The sequence below is a fragment of the Heterorhizobium halophytocola genome, assembly GCF_017873095.1.
Taxonomy (GTDB): Bacteria; Pseudomonadota; Alphaproteobacteria; order Rhizobiales; family Rhizobiaceae; genus Allorhizobium; species Allorhizobium halophytocola.
On record NZ_JAGGJU010000013.1, the window covers coordinates 66,962 to 93,532 of the forward strand.

The following is a 26,571-nucleotide window of genomic DNA, read 5'->3' on the forward strand; positions in this document are numbered from 1 at the left end:
TGCCGCAGCTACTCGATGGTCTCCGGCGCTCTCGTCTCGACAGCACGAACCCGTCTCCAATCGAGGCCCGCAAACAGAGCTTCGAACTGAGCGTGGCTCAGTGTCATAAGGCCATCCTTGATACCGGGCCAGGTAAAGGTGTGCTCTTCCAGCCTCTTGTAGGCCAGGACGATACCGGAACCATCCCAGTAGATCAGCTTCAGCCGGTCTGCCTTGCGGGACCGGAACACGAAGACCGTTCCGGTGAACGGGTCCCTGCGCAGCTCGTTCTTCACCAGCGCCGCCAATCCGTCATGCCCCTTGCGGAAGTCTACTGGTTTGGTCGCCACCATGATCCGCACGCGATTCGATGGAAAGATCATGTCGCCGCCGCCAAGGCACGCGCGATGGCCGCGATCCGGGCCGCAGATGCTCCTTCCTCAAGACGGATGGTGACCGCACCGACGACGATCTCGGCGCGGGAAACTGCTTTGACAGTCGGCGGCTCCTGCGCGGGCGTCTCGACAACCATGGCCGCGAATTCGACTGCATCTTCCGGCTCAGGCAAAACCAGCTTGCCCTGCCGTGCAAGGGTTCGCCAGGATGACAGGTGGTTGGCCTTCAGACCGTGGCGTTCCGCCACTTCGTTCACCGTCACGCCCGGACGCAGGCTCTCCGAAACGATCCGCGCCTTGACCTCGTCCGACCATCGGCGATGAGCCTCACGTCGGCCCTCCCGCATCGTGAGAACCTCCAATGTAGTGTCCATGGAGAAACTCCTTGTCGCTCGTCCATGGAACGTCGATCACAGATCAGGCGACAGCAGGCAATGTGGGGGCAGAACACCGGTTACGCCAATTCCATCTTCCAAAGCCCTGAAACCGGCGAACTCGGTACCACGGTCAAAGGTAAAGCTTTGGCGTGCGAATGCCGGTAAGGGTGAGAATGATCTGATGATCTTGTCCATGATCGGACCGGAGTGCCGGCTTGGGTTCTTGATCAGCACGAGGTAGCGGCTCTTGCGCTCGACAAGCGAGGTGATGTTTGCTTGGCCGAATGGACGCTCAAAGATCAGCAGGTCACCCTCCCAATGACCGAATTGCAGGCGTTGCCCAACGATATCAGGTCTTTTTGAGATCCGATGCGTCGATGGAAACGCACCGTCGCGTGGTTTCCTCGAGCGCAATGGGCGACGTTTGCGACGCGCTTCCGGCAGGTATTCATAGAGCGCTAGGCCGTAGTCCTCCTTGTTGTAGATGAAGCGATAGATCGTTTCCTTGCAGACACGAACCAGGCATACGCCGTCCGCAATCAGGCGTCCGGCAATCTGTTCCGGTGACCAGCGAGCCTTCAATTGGCTGATAATTTCCTCGCGCAAATCGGGATGGCGTCTGAGCTTCCTCAGCCTGCATCGCCGTTCCCGAGCCAGATCATTGGCAAGCGTGCTGTAGTAGCCATCATAGTCCGGCAGTTCACGATCATGGAACGTATTGCGCCTGATCTCGCGATAGATCGTCGAGCGATGACGGCCAAGTAGACGCGCAATCTCGTTGATGGACACTTTCGCTGTCATCAGCTGTTGAAGGCGTCGGCGATCGGCGAGGGTGATTTGCGTGTAGCATTTGGACATGCCAAAATCTCCAAAGTGAAGCCATTGAAAATACTGGCATGTCGCACTTGGAAATAGAATGTACCCCCCTTACATCCGCTGTCAAAGCTGGATAGGGCTGCGACGCTGTCGGCCAGTTAGAAATGCGACACTGGCTCTGACGATCAGCTCCCGATCCGACCGGCTGGGCCGGGTTGCAAGGGAGGAGCGGGGGCGGGTGATGACGCTCCCCTTCGGCTTTAGCTTTCTCAGTGGTAATTGTTCCGTCGCCGGCTGATACTCGTGGGCACCTGCATGGAGCGGGGTAGGGATCAAAGTCGCACGATGCTTCCGGAAATCAAGCTGCAGGGTGACGTCGATGTCGCCGCGCTGTCACCTCTTCTTCGCGGCATGCTTCTGTCCGTTGCTTATGCTGACGGTGAGGGCGGCATAGGATTGACCGCGACCGGCGCCATGAAGCGCAAATTCGTGCATTGGGCCGCTGTGAACTTCCTCTGGCCCGACTTCACGGCCGAAGACCTCTACAGCATGAACAAGGTGCTCAATGAACGCGACATGCCGCCGCTCTGGGTCGTGCGCGACATGACCCGTCATCTGAAGCTGCTTCGCCGGAAAAAGGATGTGCTGCTGCCAACCAAACGAGGTCGCGAGTTTCTGGTGAACCCGCAAGCCTTCTTCGATCTGATCGCCACGGATTATCTCTATTCCTATGTTCACGTGACCGATCGGCAAGAGGACGTTCAGGCGCGATTGCGCTGGTGGCGCATGTTCCTCAACCTTCTCAACATCAAGGCCAGAGAAGGGTGCACGCCATTGCAGATTGTCAAAATCCTCAAGCCAGACTTCGCCCCCCTGTCTGAGACCGAAATGACCCTGGAAGCCTGGGAGCTTAAATCCGATATCCTATATGGCGTCCTGCGGCGCCTGTGCTGGTTGGGCCTGCTCTATGAAGCAAGAGAAGGGCTCACGCTTTTCCAGGACGGCTCCTTCCACAAAACGCCGCTCTGGGCCGCCTGTCTGCAGCTGGAATCAGATACGCAAAGCGACATCGGCGTGCATTGACGATCCTTATTCCGCCGCTGGCCGCCTCAATAACGCTTTCTCTCGCCGTGCAATCACTGCCGGATCGTTCATATAATCTGTCCTCGGCTTGCGGCTACGCTTTTGATAGCCGTTCGCCGTACTGCCGTCCCGAATGCCGAACATATGATCTTTCTGCCCGGTCCGTCGGGGGCCGCCCTTGCTGCGTTGCTGTTCGCGACCAGCCTGCATCTCGGCGACAACAGATAACATGTCATCCAGTCGCTTGTTGTCGACGACTTCGGCGCGATGCACCGAGCGCAGCGTATCGAAAGTTCTATAGGGCAGGGCATAGCTCTCGTGCATGATCTCAAGCCGTCCGTCCGGATAATCACAAACGATCACCTTCTGACCGGCCAAGGGTCTGGAGACGTCGGTCGGATCGAGAATGAACAGCACCTTGTCGTAGCGCAGCGTCAAAGCCTGCGACAGCGTGCGAACTTCCTTACGGCACATGGCGCCATCAAGGTTCTCGTGATCGGCCAACGGCCGGTGCATGTCCTTCGGATTACGCGGTTGTTTGCCGAAACGCGCGTTGAAATCCGCAATGAACTCAGGTGCATAGGCGTTGGCTTCCTCGATAGTGTCAATACCGCGAAGCCGCATCTCCTTGACCAACCGATCCTGCAATGTCTGGTTGGCACGTTCCACCCGGCCCTTGGCCTGCGGGGTGTTGGCGCAGATGATGTCGATGTTCAGTTCATAAAGCGCCCGGCCGAACTGCGTCAGGCCGCTCGTGCGGTCCTTCTCCGAGGCATGCGTGGAGCGAAAAACACCATGCTTGTCACTGTAGAAGGCCAGCGGTTTGCCCCATTGCTGCAGATAAGCCTTGGTCGCGTGCAGATAGTCGAATGTGTTCTCCGATCCGGCAAAGCGCAGATGCAGCAGCTTGCCGGTCGCGTCATCGATATAGACGAGCAGGGCGCATTTGGGCCCACGGTTCTCCAACCACCAGTGATGCGAGCCATCGATCTGCACCAGTTCGCCAAAGCAATCACGTCGGCCGCGTGGCTGGAAAACCCGTTTCTTGCGTTCCCGACGCGAGACCCAGATACCGGCCTCGGTCATCCATTGCCGCAGCGTTTCCTTGGCGACAGAGATCCGGTGCAACTCGATCAGCTTCTCACGCGCCAGCGTCGGACCGAAATCCAGATAGCGTTCTCGGATCAGATCCAGCGCCGCATTGCGAAACTCCTCGCTGTGGCGCCGATTGCTCGGCCGTGATCGCTTCTTCGAAACGAGCCCGGCCGGACCATCCCGGTCATAGGCCTGCAGCAGCCGATGGACCTGACTTCGACTGAGGTCGAGCCGTTTGGCCACCTCGACGACGGTCAGGCGTTCGTCACGGATCTTCTGGATAAGCTCGAGGCGATGCAATTCTTTCTGCGATATGGTGATCAAACAGGACATGACGACTCCGACCGCTCATGGTCTCGACCAGGCTGAAGATCGTCATCCTTGCTCCCAACGTTGGCTTTGACCAGTGCGTCGAGAGGCGAGACTGTCGCATCTCTAACTGGCCCAACTGTCGCATTACTAAATAGCCCTTACATCCGCTGAGCGCATAATCTATCTTATGGAACTGCAATCTGAGGCGCCAAAAAGCGATCTGCATAGCGCTGCGCAGAGCCGAAGCATCGAGGCGGTGAGCGCGTTCGAGACGGAGAAGAATCAGATTGATGGGGCCAGGATCGTGGGCTCCGGCGGCGTGACCGGATCGGTCACTGGAGACGAGATATTCATGTCCGGGCGCTTGGAGCGCGGGAAGGACAAGTCCGGACGGGGCTCTCTCTCTCGACCACGCAGACTGACCCGTCCGGGTCCGGCCCCTCTTTGACTCTTCCCCATGGGCCCCCATCCCTCCTACGCGAGGGCGAAAGCGACTCCAACATCAGCTTTCGTAAGGCGCGTTGATTGTAATCAATATTCATGAGATAGGCTGATTTGAAATCAATGATCGGGGCGGGGAGCTAAAAGTCATGGAGCGCGCGCAGAGTAAGCCGTTTTCAGGGCCCGTAACTGTTTTTCAGGAGCGCTGGCTTCCTGAGGAGGCCACACCAACGGGCTATGCTGCGTTGATCGATGCCTACGCGCTCGCAACACCCGTGCCGCGTACACTTTCCGCCATCGGTCCACGTCACAAGGTCTACGAGCTGAATAACCCGGCAAAGGTTCGTCGCATCGGTCAGATCGCCGAAATGCAGGCGGAACCGTGTATGGCTGTGCTGCGGATCCTCATATAGATGATCGATGCGCGCCGTGTTGAATGACGAGGAGCGCCGCTTCAGCCCATGAACGACATAGCCCTTCTGCAGCAGGAGATTGCTGAGATAAGCCCCGTCCTGACCCGTCACGCCGACGATCAATGCAATCCTGTCACCCAAGCACCCATCTCCATTCCATCGACTGCGGCTCTGCCGCGCATCTGCAGGACTATAAAGGATTGGCGAGACCTGACATCTTGACGAAATGGCGTGTTCCCCTTGCAGATACCTCCAATGGTGGTATCTGCCAAAGGCCTAAGCGTGACCGGTTTCCCTGAATGCATCGATTCATCGGGGCCTGCAGAACTGAGTCAGGATCCTGACGCAGCGCCGTTGTCTCGGATGAGGGTTCTGCTGAACGAACAGCTAATCCGCTCATGCAACAGCTGTTTTCGCGCAAGCTTGGCACCGCCACGCTAACGGCGCCGTAGCCTGTGCATCCATCGCCGGATCACGCTGTCCGATCTGATGCGGCGGAGACCGTTAACCCGCCGCATCTTGAAACCGGGCATGCCGTTCGAAGGGTCATGGAGCATGGCGCCTAACATCGGCCTTGCCCACACCAACTGGCTCGGCTACTTCGCGACAATCTACAGATGATTGATAGAATGTCCGCATAAATCTGCGGTGATTGCTATTGGACGTTGCAGGGTCTGCTCATCAGTCTCGGGATTGGGAACCACACCAAAAACGAGAACTTGCGATGAATTTGAGACAATCCTTTAGTGTCGGACTTCTTGCGCTGGGTATCAGTGGATCGACGCATCCGCTGCTGGCCGAAGACCTTATTGTCAACAGCTACGGCGGTCCCTATGAGCAGATCATTCGATCGACCATTCTTGAGCCGTTTGAAAAGCAGACGGGAATAACCGTCGTCTATGATGCGGTTGGTTCCGCTTCCCAAGACTATGCCAAGATCAAGGCGAGCAACGGGCGTCCAGGCTTCGACGTCGTTGTCATGACGGCCTCGCAGGCGCTTCAAGGCTGCAGAGAAGGACTGCTTCTTCCGCTTGAGAGTTCCGCTATCCCCAATCTTCGGGCGATCAACCCGGCGATTGCTAAGGCGGCAGGTCCGTGCGGTGCGGTGCATGAGCTGCAGTATATGGCCCTGCTGTACCGGACCGATCATTTTCCCAAGCCACCGGCCTCCTGGGACGTCTTGTTTGCCCCTGAACTCAAGGGCCATGTCGTCCTGCCGACCTTCCAGAACAGTATGGCGGTGGACCTGTTGCAGGTTCTGTCGGTGATGCGTGGCGGTGATCTTGTCGAGAACACAAGTCCCGGATTTGCAGCCATGCGGCAGTTGGCCGGCCAGTCGATCGGGTTCGAGCAGTCTTCCGCTGTGCTGGAACGCTATATCCGAAACGGGACGGTCTGGGCCATGCCCTTCTGGAATGGACGTGCACAACTGCTGGTCGATGAAGGTCTCCCCATCGACTATGTGCGGCCCCGTGAGGGCACCGTGCCGTTGATTGCCACGATGAGCATTCCCTCGGGCGCCGAGCACAAGGATGCTGCGCGCAAATTTATCGATTTCTTTCTCGAGAAAGGCCGTCAGGAGGCATGGGCGACGGCCTATAAAGTTGGCAGCGCTCGCTTGGATGTCGAGTTGCCGGAGGACCTGCGAGATCGGCAAATTAGTAGCGAAGCGGACATGCGCGCGCTTCTCCTGCCGGATCTCGAGGCTGTCTCGCGTCATCTGCCGGAATGGGGTGAGCGTTGGGAGCGCGACGTCGTTTCGGCTCTTCAGTGAGGGGGCGAGTGATGACGTATCGTTCCGAAACCTTCGCAGTTCCCGTGCGCGCGCCGAGGCGCCGTGGGCCTGTCTTGCTGTTGTCTCCCTCCGTGCTGTTTCTCATTTTGGCCTTTGGGCTTCCCATGGGGCTGATGCTCGGCACAAGCTTTGTCGATCTGTCGACGGGGAGCCTGACGTTACGGCACTATGAGCGTTTTTTGACCGATGGGCTGTCCCTCTACGGACTTGGGCGCACGGCCGGCATGTCGGCAATGGTTGCCGTCTGCGTAACGTGTCTTGGATATCCCCTCGCCTATTACCTCGCCCGTTCATCGGGACGTGTCCGCGCCATCGTCTTTGCCCTTGCGCTGGCGCCCGAATTGGCAGGGGTCGTGCTGCGAACCTACGGCTGGCTGATCATCCTGGAAGATCATGGTGTCATCAATCGAAGCCTGATGACATTAGGGCTGATTGCACAGCCATTGCCTCTTTCAAAGAACCTGTTCGCCGTTGTTGTCGGCTTGACGCACGTCATCCTGCCCTTCGGCGTTCTGGCGTTGATGGCGAGCATCCAGAGTATCGATGTGAATCTGCAGCGCGCGGCTCAAATGCTGGGCGCCTCCCCGATTTCGATCCTGCGGCATGTGCTCCTGCCCCTGTCTGTGCCTGGCATTGTCAGTTCCTTGCTGCTTTCCTTCACGATGGCAGCCAGCGCCTATGCAACCCCTGCCCTCCTCGGCGGAGCCGGTTTCAAGGTTCTGGCAACGATGGTGGCGGACCAGGTCCTGTTTTACCTCGATTGGCCATTCGCTGCTGTGATGGCGACAGTCCTGCTGGTCATGATGAGTATGATCTCCTTTCTCGGCCTGCGATTTGAGCAATCCCGGCGCTTGGATCAGCACGTCAGACTGGAGCGCGCGTCATGATCCGTTGGCATCTCTGTCTCTACCGGCTGGCACTGGTCTTGATACTCGGGTTCATAACCCTGCCGCTCATCGTGGTCCTGGTCGCCTCTCTTAGCCCGACCTCCGAGGTGACGTTCGATGCCACAAAGTGGTCGCTCGCCTGGTATGGTCAACTGGCGTCGGCACGATGGATCTCTCCGTTTCTCCTCAGTGTCCGGATCGCGTTCATCGTCGCCGCCCTCAGTGCCGTGATCGGCTTTCTGGCAGCGATTGCGGTGGTAGACGAACGGCTGCCCGGCAGCGCTGCCATCATGTCCTGGCTGATGTCCCCTCTTGCCGTGCCACAGATCGTCAAGGGCGTTGCAATCGTTCTGTTTCTGTCGCGGCTTGGATGGCAGGCGCAGTTGGGCATGCCCGCGCTTGTCGCCGGCCATCTGGTTTTGGCCCTGCCCTTCGTTACCCGAATGATCGCGACGTCGCTTTACGGATTTGACCGTCGCCTGGATCGTGCCGCGCAGATCCTTGGCGCCTCCAGGCTCCAGCGCCTCTGGCATGTGCTGCTTCCAATGGTCAGACCCGGAATCCTGTCTGGTGTGACCTTCGCCTTTGTTCTGTCCTTCAACAACATTCCCTTGTCCGTTTTTCTGGCGACGCCCGGCCATACGACGCTGCCGATAACGGTGATCAACTATCTGGAATACAGCCTCAATCCGGTCATGGCGGCGGTCAACATCGCATCGATGATGTTCATCCTTGCCGTGATTTTCCTGTTTGAACGGATCGGTGGCTTTTCCGCACAACTCCATGGTGGGAGCAAATGAACCTTACGGATATTGAACTGTGCTCGGTAAGCAAGGATTTTGGTGGCACCGCGGTCGTTAAGAATCTCGACCTTCAGATTCCGCAAGGGGAATTTGTCAGCGTGCTTGGACCGTCCGGTTGCGGTAAAACCACGACCCTGAACATGATCGCGGGTTTTAGCGCTCCGTCTGCGGGCGAGATCCGCATTCGCGGGCGAAACCAGGCGGGTGTGCCACCCGAACGGCGCAATCTGGGCCTGGTTTTTCAGAACTACGCGCTCTTTCCCCATATGACTGTCGCCGAAAACATCGGTTTCGGTTTGAGAATGCGCCATTGCGCGCGATCGGAGATCGAAGATGCGGTCGCTGCTGCGCTTTCCCGTGTCCATCTGGAAGGCTATTCCCACCGCTATCCGCGGGAGTTGTCGGGTGGACAGCAACAGCGCGTTGCACTGGCGCGAGCGATCGCTCCCGGCCCGTCCCTGCTGCTCCTGGACGAACCGCTCTCCAATCTGGACTTGAAGCTGCGCGAAGCCATGCGCATTGAGTTGAAGGAAATCCAGGAACGCTTGGGCATGACATTCATCTATGTCACCCATGACCAGGAAGAGGCGATGGCCATGTCCGACCAGATTGTCGTGATGTGGCAGGGGGCCGTCGCGCAGGTGGGGCCCCCAAGTGACATCTACGCGCGGCCGCAGTCCCGATTTGTCGCCAGCTTCATCGGCAAATCCAACATCTTCCCGGTCGCTGTCAGTGCCACGCGTTCTCCTCATGTCGAGATCGTCCTGGCCGAGAGTGGGCCCAGGCTTTTGGCAGACATGCCGGCTGATCCGAAGGCAACCCGATTTTGCTGCATGCGGCCCGAAAACATCAAAATCATCGATCCGCAAGCCGCCGCGATGCCTGGCGATAATCGGTTGCAGGGCCGGCTGGTGCGGGTCGTGACCCTTGGCGCCTACGTTGAAGTTCTGGTCGAGGTGGCCCCTGGGGTCGTGCTCACATCCTTGATGCGCTCTACGCGTGCCGGCGCGCTACCGGCGATCGACGGGCCTTTGACGCTCTCGATTCCGGCCGCCGAGGTGCAGCTGCTCACGCACTGAAACGAATCCATCGTCTGCGGCTATCAATCTGGCCGCATTGCTATTGGAAGCGACGATCCTTCCGACCTTACCGTCAAAGCGTCATCAAGACATTTCAAGGAAGAACATCATGTTGCTGAACCGTATTCGTGCCTCTCAGGATTCGACCAATGTATGTGCCGACATCGAGGGGTTTGACTTCAAGTCCTATACTGAGCGCGACATCGCTGAAATCCGGCGGCTATGGCTGGAATTTGGTGTCTTGCGCTTTCGCGCCACCCATATCAGCGACCAGGAGCAGGTTCGGTTTTCGCGCCATTTCGGAGATTTCGTCATCCATCCGAAACAGTTGCAGGAAGGCGGGCATCCGACCCATCCGGAAATCCTGGTGATCAGCAATGAGATGAAGGATGGCAAGCCGAGCGGCGCTCTCGGCAACAGTGAAGCGACATGGCACACCGATACCTGGTTCTATGAGCGCCCGCCTGCCGGTGCGATTCTGCGGGCGATCAAGGTCCCGCCGACGGGGGGCGACACCTATTTCCTGTCGACATACAAGGCCTATGAGAGCTTGCCGGCAGCGCTGAAAACCGTCGTCGATGGTCGCCAGATCTTTTTCCAGAACGTCTTCGACAAGACCGGAAAGCTGCGTTTGGGGCATTCCGAGCCGAAAAGTGCGGATTTTCGGGAATGGAGCGGGATTGTGCATCCGCTAGTGCGCACGCACGGCGAGACCGGTCGTAAGGCCCTCTATCTCGGCGGGACCATTGAAGGCGCCTGGATCGTCGGCATGCCCCTCGACGAAAGCGGCGACCTGCTCTCCGAGCTCTGGGCCCATGTGACCGAGAAGAGCGAGGTCTTCGTCCAGACCTGGCAGGTGGGTGACATCATGATGTGGGACAACCGTTGCACCATGCATCGGCGCGACGCCTTCGACCCCACATTCATCCGTGTCATGTATCGCACGACGACGTCAGGGGAGCGGCCGGTGTGACGCAGATGAACCCCTCGCATGCCTGCGAGCCGGCTTCTGCGCAAGAATTCTACAGGATGGCTGGCCGCCATCCTGCCTTGTCCGCGGAACTGGTCTCGCTTCTAAGCTCGGTCGAGACAGCCACGATTGGTCATGTCGAGTATCTCGGCTTTCTGGATCCCTCCATCCGGCCCCTACAGGCCTGTCGGATCGTGGGGTCAGCCTTTACCGTCGCGGCGCCTGGCCGCGACGGATCCATCATCTATCAGGCAATCGATCTTCTGCAGCCTGGGGATGTCCTGTGCATCTCGCGCCTTGATCGTGATGACGTGGCATGCGTGGGCGGAGGTGTCGCAACGGCGGCCAAGGCCAAGGGGGCCGTCGGCATTATTCTGGATGGTCCCTGCACGGATCCGGTCGAAATCATTGAGATCGGCCTGCCGGTCTGGAGCCGCGGCGTCTCGGCAAAGACGACCAATCGGAAGATCCATATCGGCGGCGCCATCAACGTGCCGATTGCCTGCGGCGGCGTTCCTATCCTGGCTGGCGACGCCGTACTGGCCGATGCGAGCGGCGTATTCGTCTGCGACCGACATCTGATGCAGCGGCTGGGAAAGATAGCTGTCGAACGCCAGTCGCGGTCTGCCCAGCTGAGGCCACATCTCGCCGCAGGCCGTTCCATTTTCGATTACAAGCCGGAGACCTGACATGAAGATTGCTCTCATTCAGATGAATGCGGTTCCCGACCGGGCGGCGAATTTGAGGCAAGCCGAAGATCTGATGTATCAAGCTTTAGCGGCGGGCAAACCAGACCTCATTGTCTTGCCAGAGCATTTCGACTGGATCGGCGGAACGGCCCAGGACAAAATTGAGGCGGCCGATCGGGTTCCAGGTGGTGCGGCGTTTGAAATGCTGCGGCGGTTCAGCCGTGACCATGCCGTCTGGATCCATGCAGGCAGTTTGCTGGAACACGTGGCGGAAACCTCGACCACCTACAACAGTAGCATTGTCTTCGATGACCATGGCCGCATGGTCGGTCGGTATCGCAAAATCCATCTGTTCGACATCACCACGCCCGACGGTAAGGTGTACCAGGAGTCCGCTTCTGTGGCGGCCGGCGATCGGCTGTTGGTCTATGACATCGGGAATGTGCGTATCGGGTGCGCAATCTGCTACGACCTGCGCTTTTCCAGACTGTTCGATCGCCTGGCCGATTGCGGCGTCGACATATTCATTCTGCCGGCAGCGTTTACGCGACAGACGGGCCGCGATCACTGGGAGGTCCTGTGTCGCGCCAGAGCGATCGAATTCCAATCCTATCTGGTCGCATGTGGTCAATGCGGCAGCTATCCGTCACCGGATGGATCTGAGCGCCTTCTGTTCGGCCATTCGCTGGTATGCGATCCCTGGGGGAAAATATTGAACTCACTCGGGGATATGCCGGGCGTTCTGACGGTCGATGTGGACACGGATCGATTGGCAGACGTGCGGCGGCGCCTTCCCATGAAAAGCCAGCGTCGTTCGCTGGACGACCTACCCGTCGACGTCGGCCGAAGCTTCGGCTGTGTTAATCCTGCTCTTTGTCCGTGCGGACAAGTTCGATGTGACTGACACCCAGGGCCTGTGAGAGTTTGAAAAGGGTCACGACAGTCGGGTTTCGTCGACCGCGTTCCAGCCCGCTCAAATATTGTTGGCTGAATCCGGACCGCGCGGCAATCTCCTCCTGCGTGAGGCGCCTTTCCTCACGCAGGCGGGCAAAATTGCGACCAACCAATCTGCGCATGTCCATGCGAGAGTGACGGCAGGCTGCGGCCTGTTAGTTTATCAACTATAGTATGTATCGATGCGGCCGCTGTCTTTCCGGAGGCTGACTGACGAACGTTTGTCATCCGAGCCTGCCACTATCCACCCATTGGGCGACAGCAAGACGAGTGATGATCATGAAAGGTTCTGCCCGCCAACCGACATCCGCGGATGTCTTGATTGGCAGCCAACTTGCCATTCGTCGGCGCAGCTTGCACATCAGTCAGCGCCAACTTGCCTGCCAATGCGGAATCGCCAGCATGCAATTAGCGCGATACGAGCGTGGCACGGGCCGCATTCCTGCTGCGCGGCTGGCCTTGCTGGCCAAGCTGCTGGACGTACCGCTATCCTATTTCTTTGTTCGCCGAGCCGCAGCGCCAGATAAGGACCACGCCCTGGCCGCAGATGTTCAGGAATTGAACGCGGCCTATCAGCGGATTGCCGATGCGCACGTTCGGCGTGCTGTGTTGGCGATCATCGTGCATTGGAGCCATGACACCCCGGCCCCGCCTCGGGCCATCCCAGCCCCGGAACCGCCTTGCTCGGTGATCGCGGGCAAGCCTTGACGAGGCACGGCTTGCCGCCGCTCGTTCCGTCTTACTCAAAACTTCACCGATCCGTCTCCAACACTTCGCCACCATCCCCTGGCTCCAGGTTTAAAATATGGGGCCGACGGACGGAGGAGCGGCCATGCCCAGACAGCAATTCGACACGGATTATGCGCTGATCAGCGCACAGCAATTGACGGATCTGCAGGCTCATCTCGATCTGCGAGAACTACATCAGGTGATGAAGGAGGCCTGGATTGCGATCCGGAGCGGGCAGTCGATCGGCGGCAAGGCCGTTCTCTCTCTTGACGGCGTGGATAGCTGGGGCGCAAGCGATCAAATCGGGCTGCACCCCCTCGACGGTGAACGGCTCGGATGGAAACTGTCTTGTCTTTATAGTGTCAACGAGCGCCATGGCGGTGTGAAGGTTGTCGGCGCCAATGCGGTCAACCGGGCGCACGGCGTTGCAAGGTCCTGTTCGACCTATCTGCTGTTGGACAAGTTCAGTCTGCGTCCCGTCGCCATCCTGGAGGCAAGCCAATTGTCTGCTGCGCGTACCGGGACCTATGCCAGCGAAGTCCTGAGACGATTCCGTCGCTCAGAGAGGCGCCTTAGCGTATTCATCTTCGGCGCCGGTCCCGTTGCTCAAGCAACAATCCAGAGCCTGGATCATGTCATGCACGACAGCTTGACCGCCGTCTTTGTCAGGAGCCGCAGCTTAGAAACCGCAAAGCTTGTCTCACACGATCTTTCCGGCAAACTTGGGCTCCCCATCGAGGCGGTCGAAGACAATGCGATGCTGGCCCGATGCGAGATGGTCGTCACTGCCACCAATGCCGCAGCACCGGTGTTTGCCGAGGGCCAGCTTCATCCAGGTGCCTTGACCTTGCATCTTGGCGGTGACGAGGTTCCCGAGACCTATCTTCGGCGGATGCTGCGGGAGGGCCGTGTGGTCTGCGACAGTCTCCACCTGGTATCCAAGCGGAATTCCCAGAGCCTGGCGCTCTATTTTTCCAGGATGGGGCGCTCGCTTGAGGAGATTGGCCCTCTCATCGGTGTGCGTGAGCTTGTTTCACCGGAGCCGCCCGATCTTGCGCCAGATGAGCCTGTTTGCGTTACCTGCGTTGGCCTGCCGATGCTCGACCTCTTTGCTGCAGAGGCTACCTTCAGCAAATATCGCCGGCAGCTCGACGCCAAGGCGGGCGGCAAGCGATGACGCGGCAACATTTGTCGCTCACGCTGGCGCAATTGGCGGCCAGCGTCGACGTCGCCGAACTCACTCAAGAGGTTCGAGATGTCACCATGCGCTGCATTCTCGACCTGATCGGTTGCGCGGTGGCAGGATATAATCTGCCTGGACCTGTCGCCGTCCGGAGGGCTTTCCGTGAGATCGACGGGCGCGGCGGGCATGCAATTTGGCTTGGCAGCGACCACGTCCCCGCGCTTGCTGCCTTGCTCGCCAATGCGGCAGCGGCCAGCGCGTTGGACCTGGATGACGGCAATCGCGCGGCGCGCGGCCATCCCGGCGCGGCCGTTATTCCTTCCGTTCTGACGCTTGCAGACCGAAGTTCGACCGATGCCATGGACATCATGTCTGCGATCGTTGCAGGCTATGAAGTCGGGGTGCGGGTTGCTGCCGCGCAACGCAGCGATGCGATCCTGTCTCGGCAAACGGGGCGTTGGGCCGCCATGGCCGTGGCCGCGGCGATCGGCCGGCTCCTGAAGCTGCCGCCTGAGCCACCGTCGCAAGCCTTGGCGATCGCGGGTGTTCTCTCGCCGAACATGCGCGCCAATGGCAGTTCTGGTTATTCAGCGCTTTCGGGGAATCTGATAAAAGAAGGTATTCCTTTTGCCGCGGTGACGGGGTGGCAGGCAGTCCTGCTGGCGCGGGCGGGATTGACCGGGCCGCTAGATATTTTCGATCACCCCGCAATCTTCGATCCCGCTCTGCTCACCCAGGCCCTGGGACAGGACTGGATGATCCTTGACACCTATTTCAAGCGGTATTCCTGTTGTCGCTACATCCACCCGGCCCTGGATGCTTGGAATGACTTGAAACGCGCGCACGGTCTTGTCGCCCAAACCGTCATGACCATCGGCGTCCACACGTTCGGCTGGGCGCTAAAATTGAGCAATCAGACCGATCCGGCGGATCTGATTGGCCTGCAATTCAGTCTGCCCTATTGTCTTGCAGTCGCCGCGATCTTGGGCGGCAGATGCCCTTCTGCCCGCCAGGCCGACGCTGCTCAACAGGAAACACTTCAGAGAGATGGCCCAGAAGATCACCCTGTATCAAGACCCGGTTGCCGATGCTGCCTTTCCAGCCCGCACGCTTGCGCGGCTTCACGTAAAGACAACGACCGGTGCCTACATGTCGGCCTGGACCGACCCGCTTGGTGATCCGATCCGGCCGTTGCAGCAGGACGATATTGCGTCGAAATTCCGTCGTGTCACCGATGGTGTCCTGGATCAGGAGACGCAATTCCTGTTCCTGCAAGGCATCAATCGGTTGGGTCAGGGGGATGCACAGCCCCTTCTGGCAGCTCTGAGCACACTTGGCCATCAATAACGACAAAGCGCCCATTCGAGATCACATGCCGCACACGGGAGAAATTGTGTGCTTCCGCGATGACGATATCGGCGCGCTTGCCCGCCCGAAGAATACCCCGGTCGCCGGCCAGCGCCGTAAATAGACGCGCTACATTGCCTGTCGCAAGCGCGATTGCGTCTGCCGGCCGCATCTGGCCTTTTCGTACGATGCGCTGGACTGCCCCCAGGATACTGTCCCAGTCGCCGCCGGCGAAATCGGTCGAGATGGTGTCGACCAGGCGCGCTTCAATCAGGGCATCGAAGGTGTCGGGTGTATTGCGCCAACGGGTCTCGATACCGTCCAGGGTCGAGACATCGATTGCGACGTTGAGCGCGCGCAGCCTGCGCGCTGCATCCACCGCTTCTGCTGTCGAAAAAGAGGGATGATTGGCATGACCGGCAATCATGCGAGCGTCACGATAGGTGGCCGCCAAGCGTAGAAGGGTGTCGATCGTCGGCGCCGCCGTATGGAAGATGGCCGGTACACCGATCTCGGCCGAAAGCCGGGCCAGCTCTTCAAGCCCGTCCATCGCAAGCTTGACGGGCGGCATGACGGTGTCTGTCACCAGTGCGCGCAGGGCAGAAACGGCAATCCTGTCCGACAGATCCGCCTCCTCCATGATAACTGCTAGTTGCGTGTCGCTGTGTCTTCCTTTGCCATCGAGCTTCGCCCCCAAAATGGCATCCTTCAAGCGTCTGGCCTGGAGAGGGTGGACCTGGACACCAGTGGCCTGTCGGATTGCCTCCGGGATGAAACGATAGTCTTGGGCGCTTCCCCCGAGCGTCTGCCCTCCCCCTGCTTCTCCGAGCGCCTTTGCTCCAGCGGCCATGATAAATCTGGCATTGGCCTGCATATGCTTGTCAAGAAGGCCCGCCCCATCCACGGCCTTGGCAGCGGCGATCGAGGAAGGGCTATGGGCGGTGGCGACATGAACATCGAGCGGGTGAGGCAAGCAGCCGGCGTCGATGTCCTCGGGCAGGACAAGGCCGCAGACATTCAAGGCCGTTGTCGTGCCTGAAAGCAGATGTCGATTGCGCTGGTAGTGGACGGCGGCAGCTGGAAAAGCGCGCGAGCCGCTTGGCATGGACGGCCCTCCCGTCAGCCCATGGCTATGGGCATTGATGATGCCGGGCAGCATCGCGGCGCCCTCCAGATCGATCACCGTAGCGTCGCGGATTGACGGCGCGCTGCCTGTTCCGACGCGTTCGATACGATGCCCCTTGATCAGCAGAAAGCCGCAGGACATGTCGTTCTCACCGGCCTGTTCCCCGGTGATGATCCGGGCGTTCTTGAGAAGTAGCTTCTCCATTATTCTGACCGTTCTCTGGTTGGGAGACGTCCTCCAGGCCGAAGGCATAGCCGGCGCCGCGAATTGTTCGCACCAGTGTCAGTCCGGTTGCCGCGCTCAGCTTGCGCCTGAGACGGCCGACATGAACGTTGACCGTACGCGGATCGACGAAAACACGGGCGGGCCACGCGCTCTCTGCCAGTTCCCGCCGAGACAGGACCAACTGGGGTGTTGCCATAAGGCGTTGTAACAGGTTGAATTCGCGTTCGGTGAACGTCAGGCGCTTTCCGGCATAGTCTATGCGTCGCGTGCCGCGGTCCAGGCGCAACGAACCGTAGTGCAACACGGTCGGAGCTGGCTGGATCCGAGCGTGCCGTTTGGCGTCTAGCAATCGGCTCAGCGCCAACAGATAGGTGTGCGGCTCAATCGGACGCGTGAACCAGACGTCGACTACCGTATCAAGCAGTCCTGGCTCGGTCTTTGCCGCACCAGGCCCGACGAGAGCGACGATGCTTGTCCGGGTGAGGCCTGCGTCTCTGCGTAACGCGCTGATAAAGTCTACCGCGTCGACGCCACCGAGGTCCAGCAGGATGGCGTCGGGCGCTGTCTGCTTTGCCAGATCTGCAATGTCAGCCAGGCCCACGGGAACACCTGAGAATCCTTGGCTCGCCAGCATGTATCGCAGCATCAAACCACGCTCCGGTTCGTCCGATCCAATGAGGATCACCCGGCCTGCATTTTGTTGTGTTGTCTCCTCGCTCATCTGCTGAGCCCGTCTTTGCGTTTGCCCGAGGCATCCTTGGATGCTCGGCCCATATGGCTGCAAAATCAAATGGTTTGCGACGCGCAAGCGTTAAGAATCATGAAGCCCTGAAGGGACCTCGCCCTCTCAAAAGTGCCAGTTGAAGTTGCGTGACAGTTAGGGCGCAATGTGTGGAGGAGCACAGCTTCGCGCCCGGCGCTAAGGGTGCGCCGAAGAAAGAACAGGATAAAGACAGGGGGACTGCGACTTGTCGATCATTCTGGTTTCCGATGATGCCGCGCTTGCGGATCGTATAACGGCAACGCTTCCGGCGTGCCGGCGCTTCATACACCTCGATACGCATGCCAGTCTGAGGGCTGCCTTGCATGCCCACCACAGCAGTCTTCTGATCGTCGATGCCTCGCGGACGACAATCGACGTTGCGGATCTTTGCCGCGAGGTGCGCCGATACAGTCGTGTGCCGATCATCGCGCTTATCGATGTAAAAAATACCGAGCGACGCGTGGAGACTTTCGATGCGGGAGCTGATGATTGCATCTCGCCATCGGCGGATGGCCGCGAAATTGCAGCCCGTATCAACGTGATCCTCAGAAAGTCCGACGACGTTGCCGGGCACCGTCAGGACATGTTGATGTTCGACCAGTGGTGTCTTGATCCGAACACGCGTCAGCTATGGGATCCGGCCCACAGCCCGATCAGATTGACCGGTGTGGAGTTCGACCTTCTGGAGGCATTTTGCCGCCATTCCGGAATGACCCTCTCGCGCCGGCAACTGATGGAATTTACCCATGCCGGTATTTCTCAGTCGGTCGAACGCAGCATCGATGTCCATATCAGTCGGCTGCGCCATAAGATTCAGGACAGGGGCGCCTCCCCTCGGCTGATTTTGACAATTCGTTCGGGCGGGTACCGCTTTACGCCATTGGTAGTGGGCGTGCCGCCCACCGACTCACAATGTTAAATAGTGTTACAAATAGCAACAAGAGGTTGCAAAGCCGATCTTGCAAGAACAGGGTTGGACATAATCGATAGCGATCTAATGATTTTGAAGTCTTTGCATCACCTTTTGATATTCAATCGGCGTGCTTATGCCCTGAGGACATCCGTTCATGGCAAACAAGCTGTTCTATGAAGATCTGATGGACGCCTGTACGACCTTGCAGGACACGTCTCGTCTTGACATGACGCTAAAACGTCTTGGTCGTACCTATGGCTTTGACTACCATGCCTATATCGAGCTCGCAGGAGGGCGTCTGCATGGATCCTCCAGCTACCCGGATGCATGGAAGCAGCGTTATCTCGAGGAGGGCTATCTCCAGATAGACCCAGTGATTGCCATGGCGCGGCGCAAAATGCAGCCGTTCCGCTGGTCTGGGGAAAGTAGACGCGGGCGGATCGATTCGTGTCGAGGCTTTTTTCGCGAAGCGCGTGACTTCGGTATTTATTCGGGCGTGTCATTGCCAATCCCGCTCCCCTTCGGTCAGTTCGGTCTGCTGACGCTGGCCAGTGCTTTGCCGGACGGCGTGCTCGGAGATACGGAACTCGACGCCGTCTGGGCGAGCGCTGCCGTCGCCCGGGTGCATGCCAGCCTTTCCATGTCGGCGGCCGAGCAACAGGCTAAGGTCGAACTGACCCCGCGCGAGCAGCTGTGTCTGAACTGGTTGGCCGAGGGCAAGTCGATGGTCGATATTGGCCTTTTGTTGGGGGTCGAGTACTCCACGGTGCGATTCCACATGAAGCGCGTGCGGCAAAAGCTCCATGTCGTCACTCTCACACAGGCGATTTCTGTGGCGATGAAAATGCAGCTGATATGACACGGACCGGCGTTTTTCGTGTCGGTCCCGCCATAGCAAGACAGGCATGTGGGGCGGTTAAGGTTTCGTTAACCCTCTTTTCCTTGCGGAAGCCTGGGAATCATGGTCTAGCTTTTTGGCGGGTAAAGCCCGATAAATCGGGGATAGGCCGCTAAGAGGAACGGATGTCGACAGTTCAACAGGCCAGCGTGGTCAACAAAACTCCGGAGGATGCGGGCAGCAAGATCATGCGCCACGCAAGCCTTCTATCTCGCCAACTCCAGCAGTTGCGATCGCTGATGTACCCGCCGCGGGCGGAAAAGACGCTGCGCCCGTTTTTGACCAATGAAGTGTCTAAGCTGACCACCATTCCCGATTCGACCCTGAAGCTGCTGTCGCGCGAGGGGCGCGGTCCGGTGCCGGGGCGACTAGAAAACAATCACCGCGCCTATACCCTACCGCAGATCAACGAATTGCGGGAGCTGTTTGCACAGCAAAAGCCATCCGAGGCCCTGCGCTTTTTGCCGCGTCGGCGTGAAGGCGAAAAGCTTCAGATTCTGGCGGTTGCCAACTTCAAGGGCGGCAGCGCCAAGACAACGACGTCCGTCCATCTCGCACATTACCTGGCGCTTGAGGGCTACCGTGTGCTGACGCTCGATCTGGATCCGCAGGCCTCGCTGTCGGCCATGTTCGGTTTCCAGCCGGAAGTGGATGTCGGTGCAAACGAGACCATTTATGCGGCCCTTCGCTACGATAGCGAACGCCGCCCGATCCGGGACGTCATCCGGCGGACCTATTTTACCGGGATCGATCTGATTCCCGGTAATCTCGAGGTGATGGAATATGAACACGATACGCCGCGGATGCTGGCGGGGCGTTCGGGCACCGGGGCGCTTTTCTTCGAGCGCCTGAAGCTGGCACTGGATGAAGTCGAGCAGGATTACGACGTCGTCATTCTCGACACGCCGCCATCGCTTGGCTTTTTGACGCTGGGGGCAATCTATGCCTCGACCAGCATGATCATCACCGTGCATCCGGCGATGCTGGACGTCGCCTCGATGAGCCAGTTCCTCCTGATGATGGGGGACCTTATCAACGTGCTCAACGAGAACGGTGCAGATCTGAAGCAGGATTTCATCCGCTACCTTGTGACCCGCTACAATCCGAATGACGGTCCGCAATCGCAGGTCATTGCCATGCTGCGCCATCTCTTCAACGACGATGTGCTGGTGCCGACGCTCATCGAAAGCACCGCCATCGAAGCGGCAGGGCTTGCCAAGCGATCCCTCTATGAGCTTGAGGCCGGCCAGATCAGCCGGGACACCCATAAGCGGGCGCGTGAAGCGGTCGATGCCGTCAATGCAGAGATTACACGGTTGCTCAACCAGGTCTGGGGACGCGAATGACCAAGAGTCCGAAGAAATCCATAGTCGCGCAATTTGGTCTGATTTCTGCTGAGGTCGAGGGGAGCCAACCTGTAGCCGCCCAACAGGCGCCAGGTCGGGTCAGTGCAGGGGTCATCGGCGCGACCCATAGGGCGATTGACGACATCAGGGCAGAGCGCGATCGGCTGCAGGCCATCGTCGACGCCGGGGGCGGACAGATACTGGAACTTGATCCAAAGATCATCGATCCCTCCCCCTACCGCGACCGTTTGCCGGATGAAGATCCGGGCGCTTTTGAGATGTTCAAGACCTCCTTTGACCAAGAGGGACAGAAGGTGCCGATACAGGTACGCCGGCATCCCAAGCAGGCTGGTCGCTATCAGGTGATCTACGGTCATCGACGCAGTCGGGCAGCACGCGAACTCGGAAAGATGGTGCGCGCTCTCGAAGTCGAGATGACCGACGAAGAGCTCGTCGTTGCCCAGGGGATCGAGAACGCAGCACGCCAGGATCTTAGCTGGATCGAACGGGCTCTGTTTGCTGCCGAGATGGATGCCGCAGGCATCAAGACACGGGACATCTATGCAGCCCTCAACATCAAGGATGAAGAACTGGCGCGCATGCGTGCCGTCACCCGCGCCGTGCCGATTGCCGTGATCGAAAAAATCGGGCGGGCGCCGAAGATTGGCCGGCCCCGGTGGCTCAATCTCGCCCGGGCGCTTCAGGAGCGCGAAGACGGCGCGGCCTTTGTAGAAGCGCTGTTGTCGAAGGCGAGTTCTGCCGGTTCGTCCTCGGACGAACGGTTTCAGCGCGTGCTCAGCGCTTTGCAACCTGGCGAGAAAGCGGCCGCTGGCGTTGACGTCAAGAGCCGCGACGGAAACAGACTTGGCGTGGTGTCGAACTCCGGAAAGGAAATGCGGATTACCGCCAAAGGCCCGCAGGGCCCTGATTTTCTGCGCTTTCTGGAAGAGCGCCTGCCCGCTTTGGCCGAGAGTTTTCTCGTCCGCGACCAAGATTGAGGGGCCTGACAGCTGTCAGGCTCTGCAAGAGAAACGACTTGAAAGGATAACCCGCAAAAGAAAAAGACCTCCGCAACGTCACCGCCGTGGAAGCCTTCCTCTGAACTAAGCACCCAGAGAATCGCATTTCCATGAGACATCGTCAAGAGTCTTTAGCGCCGTTTTGGTGAGTGGATTTCTTTTGCCTGATCGAAAGGTGGAAGACACTGATGAGACAGGTAACGACGCCCTTTGGGCGGCGGCCGATGACGCTTGCCCTGGTGCAACGTCAATTGGCCGCCGATAACATCAAGGCTGACAAATTCGTCGATAAATGGGCGGTATTTCGCGATGCCGCCGAGGCGCGCCAGGTTCTCGGTCTGCAGGACCGAAGCCTCGCCATTCTCGATGCCCTGCTGTCCTTTTACCCTGACAGGGAACTTCGAGAGGGAAGCCAGTTGGTTGTCTTTCCCTCCAATGCGCAATTGGCACTTCGCGCCCATGGCATCGCGGAGGCTACCCTTCGCCGCCATCTCGCTTTGCTGGTCGATGCAGGACTGATCGTGCGCCGGGACAGCGCAAACGGCAAACGGTACGCGCGGAAAGACGAGGGTGGCGTGATTGAAAGCGCGTTTGGCTTCGATCTCTCTCCGCTTCTGGCACGCTCGGAAGAACTCGCGCTGCTGGCCCAGCAAGTGGTCAGCGACCGCAATCGCTATCGCAGGATGAAGGAAGACCTGACGATATGCCGACGAGACGCCCGCAAATTGATTAGCGCTGCCCTGGAAGACGACACCGAAGGCAAGTGGCTCGCTGTCGAAGACATGTATCTGGCAATTGTTGCGCGAATTCCTCGGGCACCATCGCTCGAGCAGCTTGCAGCGCTCGTCGAGGAGATGGAGATGCTCCTGGAAGAGGTGGTCAACATGATGGAAAATCGGCAGAAATCTTCAAAATCCAGCGGCAACGCCGATCAAAATGAGCGGCACATACAGAATTCAAATACCAACACCTTACATGAATCTGAACTTTGCTCTGGAAAAGAGCAAAAGGCCGAACCTGTGAAAATCAGAAGCGTTGAGGCCGGCACAACAAAGGCGTTTCCGCTGGCTGTGGTTTTACAAGCCTGCCCCACGATACATGATTATGGACCGGGCGGCGGTGTTGGCAGTTGGCGTGACCTGATGAGCGCCGCGGTGGTCATCAGGTCCATGCTGGGTGTCAGCCCGTCGGCTTACGAGGAGGCCTGTGCGATCCTCGGGCCGGAGAATGCGGCCATCGCGGTGGCTTGCATGCTGGAGCGAACGCACCTGATCAATTCACCGGGCGGATATTTGCGCGATCTAACCCGGCGGGCAAGCCGCGGCGAGTTTTCGCTCGGGCCGATGGTGATGGCACTGCTGAATGCAAGAGCAACAACAAGACGGTCGGCGGGATGAACTTGGGATGGGGAAAAGCCATGGCCGGCCTCTCCCACGCTTGGCTTGGCGCAATCCACGGGATCGATGGAGAAGAGGCCGAGGGGGAGGGACGGCCAATGCGGCCAGCCAGGTCTCACGTCTGGCAATTATCGGACGGGGAAATGCATGTCACTCTGTGTGCATCATCCATGCCGACGTCTTCGGTAATTTCTGTCTGTGAACCCGGATGTCTGGCAGGTTAACCCCGAATTGCCGCCCGGCAAGGTGCGATCTGAAACACTCGGCGGTGGCGAGGATTGGAGGATGGTGATAACATACCGGGACGGCCGATCTGTTGCAGCATGTGTGTTGCGCGGAGCATTCAAGCCCTTGTTGATTGACGGTTGAGCAAGCGCGGCAGGCCATTTCCCCCGTTGGTCAGGCCAACTGCCCGACAGGGCCTCTTTGCAGGCTGGTCTGACACCGAACAAGCCTTTACCTGCAACAGCTTTACCAGTCTTCTTCCCCTGCCGCTTCGCAGCATTCCTCGCGAACCAACAAGACTGGCTGCGCTGTCCTTCGCATTTGCTTCGGTCCAGGGGATGCAAGCCGGCTCATTCGGCATCGTTCGACCGCCATCGAGGCCGCATAGGGCAGCTTCGAAACCCAATCAGGAGAACGACAATGGCTACCATCGGCACTTTCCAGCAATCCGGCGGCGAATTCACCGGCGAAATCGTCACCCTATCGCTCCAGGCCAGAAAGGTTCGCATCGTCGCGGACTTGCGCCCCAACAGGGAAAACGCCCCCAGCCACCGCGTGCTCGTCGGCCGGGTCGAGATCGGGGCAGCCTGGACCAAGACATCTGCGGAAGGACGAAACTATCTCGCGGTCAAGCTCGATGATCCAAGCTTCATGGCGCCGATTTACGCCAATCTGGTCGAGGACGACCAGACCCGCAGCTTCAGCCTCATCTGGTCCCGGCCGAGCCATCGCGCCAGCGATTGACAGATTGCAGCGTGACGCCCTCGACCCCGGGGGCGTTACCGCGAAGTCCGTTCTTCGGTCGCCGATGGCGACAACGGTCTGTAACCGCGGCTTCGCTTTTGGCGCAGCAGATCCAGAAACAAAGCCACCGCCTCTTGTTCCTGCGAGAAGTGATGGACCATCGTCTGCCCGCGGGTGCCAATCCGGCCCCATCGCCTTGTAAGACAAGGCTCGCCAAACAGATTGCAATCGATCGCCAGGGCGTAAAAGCGCGCCATGTTGCGACCCGTTTCAGTGCGCTCGACATAGAGATGATAGGGTTGGGTGATCATGAGCGCAGAATCGTGATTTTGCGCGACCGCGTCCAACGCGAGTTTTGAATCGCTGGCGTGTCATCGATTCACGAAAATGATGGAAGGGCCTGCTCGAAACGCGGCCAGTCGTATTGAACTCTCTATTTATCCCCGTTCACCGCCTCGTTTGAAAACGGCTTTTCCCGACAAGCGGAATCATGTCGGCCCTGCGGAACCAGATGGCACGACCGCATCTCAGCGGCGGGTTGCCGGATGTGAAGACGATCTGCTCATCAGCGCGCATGCGCAGCACTTCATGGGGTTGGATCAACGGTCTTGCCGAAAGTTGCCGCGAGCGTGTGCGCGACGACCCGCGCGACTGGATGGCATGGCTCACCTGTTCGACCTCGACGGTTGTCATGCCACATCGCCTGGAAATGTAGTGGGCCGTTTCCGGGTCGTTGATAGCGGAAAATGACGCCCAGCTCGCGCTTTCGAACCACGTGCTCATTGCATCCTGGCTGCCATAGGCTTCGCGCAACTGGCCGATCGACTGGTAAAGCATCAACAGGGTGATGCCATATTTGCGGCCTGCATCCCGCGCGGTTTCCAGGATCGGCATATATCCAAGCCGGGCGGCTTCATCGAGCAGGAAGAGCGCCCTGCCCTCCTGCCTGCCATTGCGATTGTAGATTGCGGTCAGCAGTCCGCCGATGATCACGCGCGCCAACCCCGCATGGGTTTCCAGGGTTTTCAGATCGATGGTGATGAAGATGTCGGTCTTGCCGCGCGCAATCGCCTCGGTCGAAAAGGTCGAGCCCGACACCAGGGCCGCGTAGTTCGGATAAGACAGCCAATGCGTTGCCCTGGTCATATTGGCATAGACACCGGAAAACGTCTCCGGCGTCATGTTGACGAAGGTCGCGACGTTTTCCTTGACGAAATCCGACGCCGAGGATTCCAATATCCGCGAGAGACGTTGCTGCAGCTTCTGTTCGGGCTCAGCGAGATGCGTTCGGACCTGTCTGAGCGTTCTATCACCCTCGGGTACCTCACCCGACAGGCAGACATCGGCAATCATCGCGGTCAGCAACTGCTGAGCGGAGGTTCGGAAGAAGTCGTCTCGACCACCGCCTGATCGCTGCTCCCCGCTCATGATCCAGGATGCCACGGCGGCGATATCTTGTTCTCTTGTGCTGCCGTGGCGCCCGATCCAATCGAGCACATTGAGGCCCGTCGCCGGCTGCTGCGGGTCTAGAACGTAGACGTCTCGCCCACACTTGCGACGATGGTCTATTGTCATCGGCGCCACTTCGCTGGACGGATCCAGCACGATCAGCGCCCCACCCCAGCGAAGCGCTGTCGGGATCGTCACCGAACTCGTCTTGAAGCCGCCCGAACCGGCAAAGACCAGCCCGTGGGAGGAACCGAAGGAACCGTCGAAACATAAAAGTGGGGCGCGGCCCCCCTGGCCCCAGGTCATGGACCGCTCCGGTCTAAAGGCGCTCTGCGCCAATGCGTCTTGATCCACCCGGTAATTTTCGCCGATGATGATCCCGCCGGCTCGACCAAACAAGGTGCGGGCCTCTTGCGATCGCATCCAGCAAGCCTCTCCATGGATGGCGCGCTTGCCGCGCATGCGCCTTGGCTCCCGGCGTGGAAAGGCCGCCTTGCCAAGATGCAGGACCCGACCGGCAAACGCCATTGCCATCAGGTTCATCGTCATGCCGAACACAGTCGCAACATCGATAAAATCGTGGGGGGGCCTGTGGGAGGTGACGTCCGGCACAAGATCGAAACCATGCAGGCCGTTGCCAAATGCGGCGATCAGGCAGATGACCAGTCCACCCATCAGCACGCCAGCGCTTGCCCTTTTGGAATGGTGCGACGTCGCCGTGGCAAACAGGCAACCGACACCCGCTCCCGCGGCCAGGGCATAGGGCGCGGCGGTGTCTATCTGAGCAAACAACGTGCGAACGGCATCCGTATGTCCCCAGCCTGCAATGCCGGGTTCAAACCTGGTAGCTGCGCAGAGCGTACCCAGCATAACGGCCATGGGTAAGATGACGGGCAGGATCCTAGTCACGATCTTTGTCAAACGCCCGCGCCCCGATCGCCATCAGGCGCTGACGCTCCGACTGCTTGGCCTCCAGCTGTTGCTTCAGCTCGAGCAAGGCCCCAAGCAGGAGCGCGGGCTTCTCGTCGCGCAATCCTGCTTTGACGACCAGGCCGCCAAGGGCGATCTTTTCCCGCGTATCCTTTTTGCGCGCGTTTGCACTCTGTATTCTTGCCATCC

Annotated in this window: 27 protein-coding genes and 2 pseudogenes; 18 read left to right on the forward strand and 11 right to left on the reverse strand. The window is 59.1% G+C overall.

Annotation, left to right across the window (positions count from 1 at the left end):
- Positions 1-8 precede the first annotated feature (8 nt).
- The 3 genes and pseudogenes from tnpB to J2Z17_RS21065 form a co-directional block, all read right to left on the reverse strand.
- Positions 9-362 carry an IS66 family insertion sequence element accessory protein TnpB gene (tnpB, locus tag J2Z17_RS21055; protein WP_162732556.1) on the reverse strand — a complete coding sequence of 118 codons (354 nt, stop codon included), beginning with the start codon at positions 360-362 and terminating at the stop codon, positions 9-11.
- Positions 359-736 carry an IS66-like element accessory protein TnpA gene (gene tnpA / locus J2Z17_RS21060; protein WP_245224256.1) on the reverse strand — a complete coding sequence of 126 codons (378 nt, stop codon included), beginning with the start codon at positions 734-736 and terminating at the stop codon, positions 359-361. The genes tnpB and tnpA overlap by 4 nt, the downstream gene beginning before the upstream one ends.
- A 96-nt stretch (positions 737-832) precedes the next feature.
- A pseudogene (locus tag J2Z17_RS21065) lies at positions 833-1,609 on the reverse strand (IS30 family transposase); the annotation flags it as partial.
- Between the two features lie 303 nt (positions 1,610-1,912).
- Here J2Z17_RS21065 and J2Z17_RS21070 point away from each other — a divergent pair.
- Positions 1,913-2,650, forward strand: a complete 738-nt coding sequence (locus J2Z17_RS21070) for a hypothetical protein (protein WP_209947940.1) — start codon at positions 1,913-1,915, stop codon at positions 2,648-2,650.
- A 6-nt stretch (positions 2,651-2,656) separates the two neighbouring features.
- On the opposite strand, the gene J2Z17_RS21075 is transcribed toward J2Z17_RS21070, so the two are convergent.
- Positions 2,657-4,078: an ISNCY family transposase gene (locus J2Z17_RS21075; RefSeq protein WP_209947942.1), complete on the reverse strand. Its 1,422-nt coding sequence runs from the start codon at positions 4,076-4,078 to the stop codon at positions 2,657-2,659.
- Between the two features lie 737 nt (positions 4,079-4,815).
- Positions 4,816-5,052 (reverse strand): annotated as a pseudogene (locus J2Z17_RS21080) (GDP-mannose 4,6-dehydratase); the annotation flags it as partial.
- Positions 5,053-5,635: 583 nt separating this feature from the next.
- Between J2Z17_RS21080 and J2Z17_RS21085 the strand changes: the two are divergent.
- From J2Z17_RS21085 to J2Z17_RS21115, 7 genes are all read left to right on the forward strand, one after another.
- Positions 5,636-6,685, forward strand: a complete 1,050-nt coding sequence (locus J2Z17_RS21085) for an ABC transporter substrate-binding protein (RefSeq protein WP_209947944.1) — start codon at positions 5,636-5,638, stop codon at positions 6,683-6,685.
- Between the two features lie 11 nt (positions 6,686-6,696).
- Positions 6,697-7,593: an ABC transporter permease gene (locus J2Z17_RS21090; RefSeq protein ID WP_209947946.1), complete on the forward strand. Its 897-nt coding sequence runs from the start codon at positions 6,697-6,699 to the stop codon at positions 7,591-7,593.
- Positions 7,590-8,393: an ABC transporter permease gene (locus tag J2Z17_RS21095; protein ID WP_209947948.1), complete on the forward strand. Its 804-nt coding sequence runs from the start codon at positions 7,590-7,592 to the stop codon at positions 8,391-8,393. The genes J2Z17_RS21090 and J2Z17_RS21095 overlap by 4 nt, the downstream gene beginning before the upstream one ends.
- On the forward strand, positions 8,390-9,475 hold the full coding sequence (locus J2Z17_RS21100) for an ABC transporter ATP-binding protein (protein ID WP_209947950.1): 1,086 nt from the start codon (positions 8,390-8,392) through the stop codon (positions 9,473-9,475). Before J2Z17_RS21095 ends, J2Z17_RS21100 begins: the two co-directional genes overlap by 4 nt.
- Before the next feature lie 109 nt (positions 9,476-9,584).
- The gene (locus tag J2Z17_RS21105; RefSeq protein ID WP_245224257.1) at positions 9,585-10,448 is read left to right on the forward strand and encodes a TauD/TfdA dioxygenase family protein; all 864 of its coding nucleotides are present in this window, start codon (positions 9,585-9,587) and stop codon (positions 10,446-10,448) included.
- 5 nt (positions 10,449-10,453) lie between these two features.
- Positions 10,454-11,134, forward strand: a complete 681-nt coding sequence (locus tag J2Z17_RS21110; RefSeq protein WP_209948168.1) for an RraA family protein — start codon at positions 10,454-10,456, stop codon at positions 11,132-11,134.
- Between the two features lies 1 nt (position 11,135).
- Positions 11,136-12,038, forward strand: coding sequence for a carbon-nitrogen hydrolase family protein (locus J2Z17_RS21115; protein ID WP_209947952.1), 903 nt, complete (start codon positions 11,136-11,138; stop codon positions 12,036-12,038).
- On the opposite strand, the gene J2Z17_RS21120 is transcribed toward J2Z17_RS21115, so the two are convergent.
- Positions 11,995-12,216, reverse strand: coding sequence for a helix-turn-helix domain-containing protein (locus tag J2Z17_RS21120; protein WP_209947954.1), 222 nt, complete (start codon positions 12,214-12,216; stop codon positions 11,995-11,997). The two genes, J2Z17_RS21115 and J2Z17_RS21120, sit on opposite strands and share 44 nt — an antisense overlap.
- A 145-nt stretch (positions 12,217-12,361) precedes the next feature.
- Here J2Z17_RS21120 and J2Z17_RS21125 point away from each other — a divergent pair, with 145 nt between their 5' ends.
- The 4 genes from J2Z17_RS21125 to J2Z17_RS25625 all read left to right on the forward strand — a co-directional run bounded on the left by J2Z17_RS21125 (position 12,362) and on the right by J2Z17_RS25625 (position 15,347).
- Positions 12,362-12,796: a helix-turn-helix domain-containing protein gene (locus J2Z17_RS21125; RefSeq protein ID WP_209947957.1), complete on the forward strand. Its 435-nt coding sequence runs from the start codon at positions 12,362-12,364 to the stop codon at positions 12,794-12,796.
- 124 nt (positions 12,797-12,920) lie between these two features.
- Positions 12,921-13,994, forward strand: coding sequence for an ornithine cyclodeaminase (locus J2Z17_RS21130; protein ID WP_209947959.1), 1,074 nt, complete (start codon positions 12,921-12,923; stop codon positions 13,992-13,994).
- Positions 13,991-15,178 (forward strand): MmgE/PrpD family protein, encoded by a 1,188-nt coding sequence (locus J2Z17_RS21135; protein WP_209947962.1) that lies wholly within the window; start codon positions 13,991-13,993, stop codon positions 15,176-15,178. The genes J2Z17_RS21130 and J2Z17_RS21135 overlap by 4 nt, the downstream gene beginning before the upstream one ends.
- Positions 15,066-15,347, forward strand: a complete 282-nt coding sequence (locus tag J2Z17_RS25625; RefSeq protein WP_377300004.1) for a hypothetical protein — start codon at positions 15,066-15,068, stop codon at positions 15,345-15,347. The genes J2Z17_RS21135 and J2Z17_RS25625 overlap by 113 nt, the downstream gene beginning before the upstream one ends.
- Here the strand turns inward: J2Z17_RS25625 and J2Z17_RS21140 are convergent.
- Both J2Z17_RS21140 and J2Z17_RS21145 read right to left on the reverse strand, forming a co-directional pair.
- Entirely contained in the window at positions 15,280-16,677 is a 1,398-nt protein-coding gene (locus tag J2Z17_RS21140) for an amidohydrolase family protein (RefSeq protein ID WP_209947964.1), read from the reverse strand. The genes J2Z17_RS25625 and J2Z17_RS21140 overlap by 68 nt on opposite strands.
- Entirely contained in the window at positions 16,622-17,419 is a 798-nt protein-coding gene (locus J2Z17_RS21145; protein WP_209947966.1) for a response regulator transcription factor, read from the reverse strand. The genes J2Z17_RS21140 and J2Z17_RS21145 overlap by 56 nt, the downstream gene beginning before the upstream one ends.
- A 247-nt stretch (positions 17,420-17,666) precedes the next feature.
- Between J2Z17_RS21145 and J2Z17_RS21150 the strand changes: the two genes are divergently transcribed.
- From J2Z17_RS21150 to J2Z17_RS21175, 6 genes are all read left to right on the forward strand, one after another.
- Positions 17,667-18,380 (forward strand): winged helix-turn-helix domain-containing protein, encoded by a 714-nt coding sequence (locus tag J2Z17_RS21150; RefSeq protein ID WP_209947968.1) that lies wholly within the window; start codon positions 17,667-17,669, stop codon positions 18,378-18,380.
- Positions 18,381-18,528: 148 nt separating this feature from the next.
- Positions 18,529-19,233 carry an autoinducer binding domain-containing protein gene (locus J2Z17_RS21155; protein ID WP_209947970.1) on the forward strand — a complete coding sequence of 235 codons (705 nt, stop codon included), beginning with the start codon at positions 18,529-18,531 and terminating at the stop codon, positions 19,231-19,233.
- Between the two features lie 164 nt (positions 19,234-19,397).
- Positions 19,398-20,618 (forward strand): plasmid partitioning protein RepA, encoded by a 1,221-nt coding sequence (gene repA / locus J2Z17_RS21160; protein WP_209947973.1) that lies wholly within the window; start codon positions 19,398-19,400, stop codon positions 20,616-20,618.
- Positions 20,615-21,616 carry a plasmid partitioning protein RepB gene (repB, locus tag J2Z17_RS21165; protein ID WP_209947975.1) on the forward strand — a complete coding sequence of 334 codons (1,002 nt, stop codon included), beginning with the start codon at positions 20,615-20,617 and terminating at the stop codon, positions 21,614-21,616. The genes repA and repB overlap by 4 nt, the downstream gene beginning before the upstream one ends.
- A 209-nt stretch (positions 21,617-21,825) precedes the next feature.
- Entirely contained in the window at positions 21,826-23,034 is a 1,209-nt protein-coding gene (gene repC / locus J2Z17_RS21170) for a plasmid replication protein RepC (protein ID WP_209947977.1), read from the forward strand.
- Between the two features lie 645 nt (positions 23,035-23,679).
- Positions 23,680-24,003: a DUF736 domain-containing protein gene (locus tag J2Z17_RS21175; RefSeq protein WP_209947979.1), complete on the forward strand. Its 324-nt coding sequence runs from the start codon at positions 23,680-23,682 to the stop codon at positions 24,001-24,003.
- A gap of 35 nt (positions 24,004-24,038) precedes the next feature.
- Here the strand turns inward: J2Z17_RS21175 and J2Z17_RS21180 are convergent, their stop codons facing one another.
- The 3 genes from J2Z17_RS21180 to traD form a co-directional block, all read right to left on the reverse strand.
- A complete protein-coding gene (locus J2Z17_RS21180; RefSeq protein ID WP_209947981.1) occupies positions 24,039-24,314 on the reverse strand; it encodes a WGR domain-containing protein in 276 nt (91 codons plus the stop codon).
- Positions 24,315-24,450: 136 nt separating this feature from the next.
- Entirely contained in the window at positions 24,451-26,373 is a 1,923-nt protein-coding gene (gene traG, locus J2Z17_RS21185; protein ID WP_377299991.1) for a Ti-type conjugative transfer system protein TraG, read from the reverse strand.
- The gene (gene traD, locus J2Z17_RS21190; RefSeq protein ID WP_209947984.1) at positions 26,354-26,569 is read right to left on the reverse strand and encodes a conjugal transfer protein TraD; all 216 of its coding nucleotides are present in this window, start codon (positions 26,567-26,569) and stop codon (positions 26,354-26,356) included. Before traD ends, traG begins: the two co-directional genes overlap by 20 nt.
- Between the last annotated feature and the right edge of the window lie 2 nt (positions 26,570-26,571).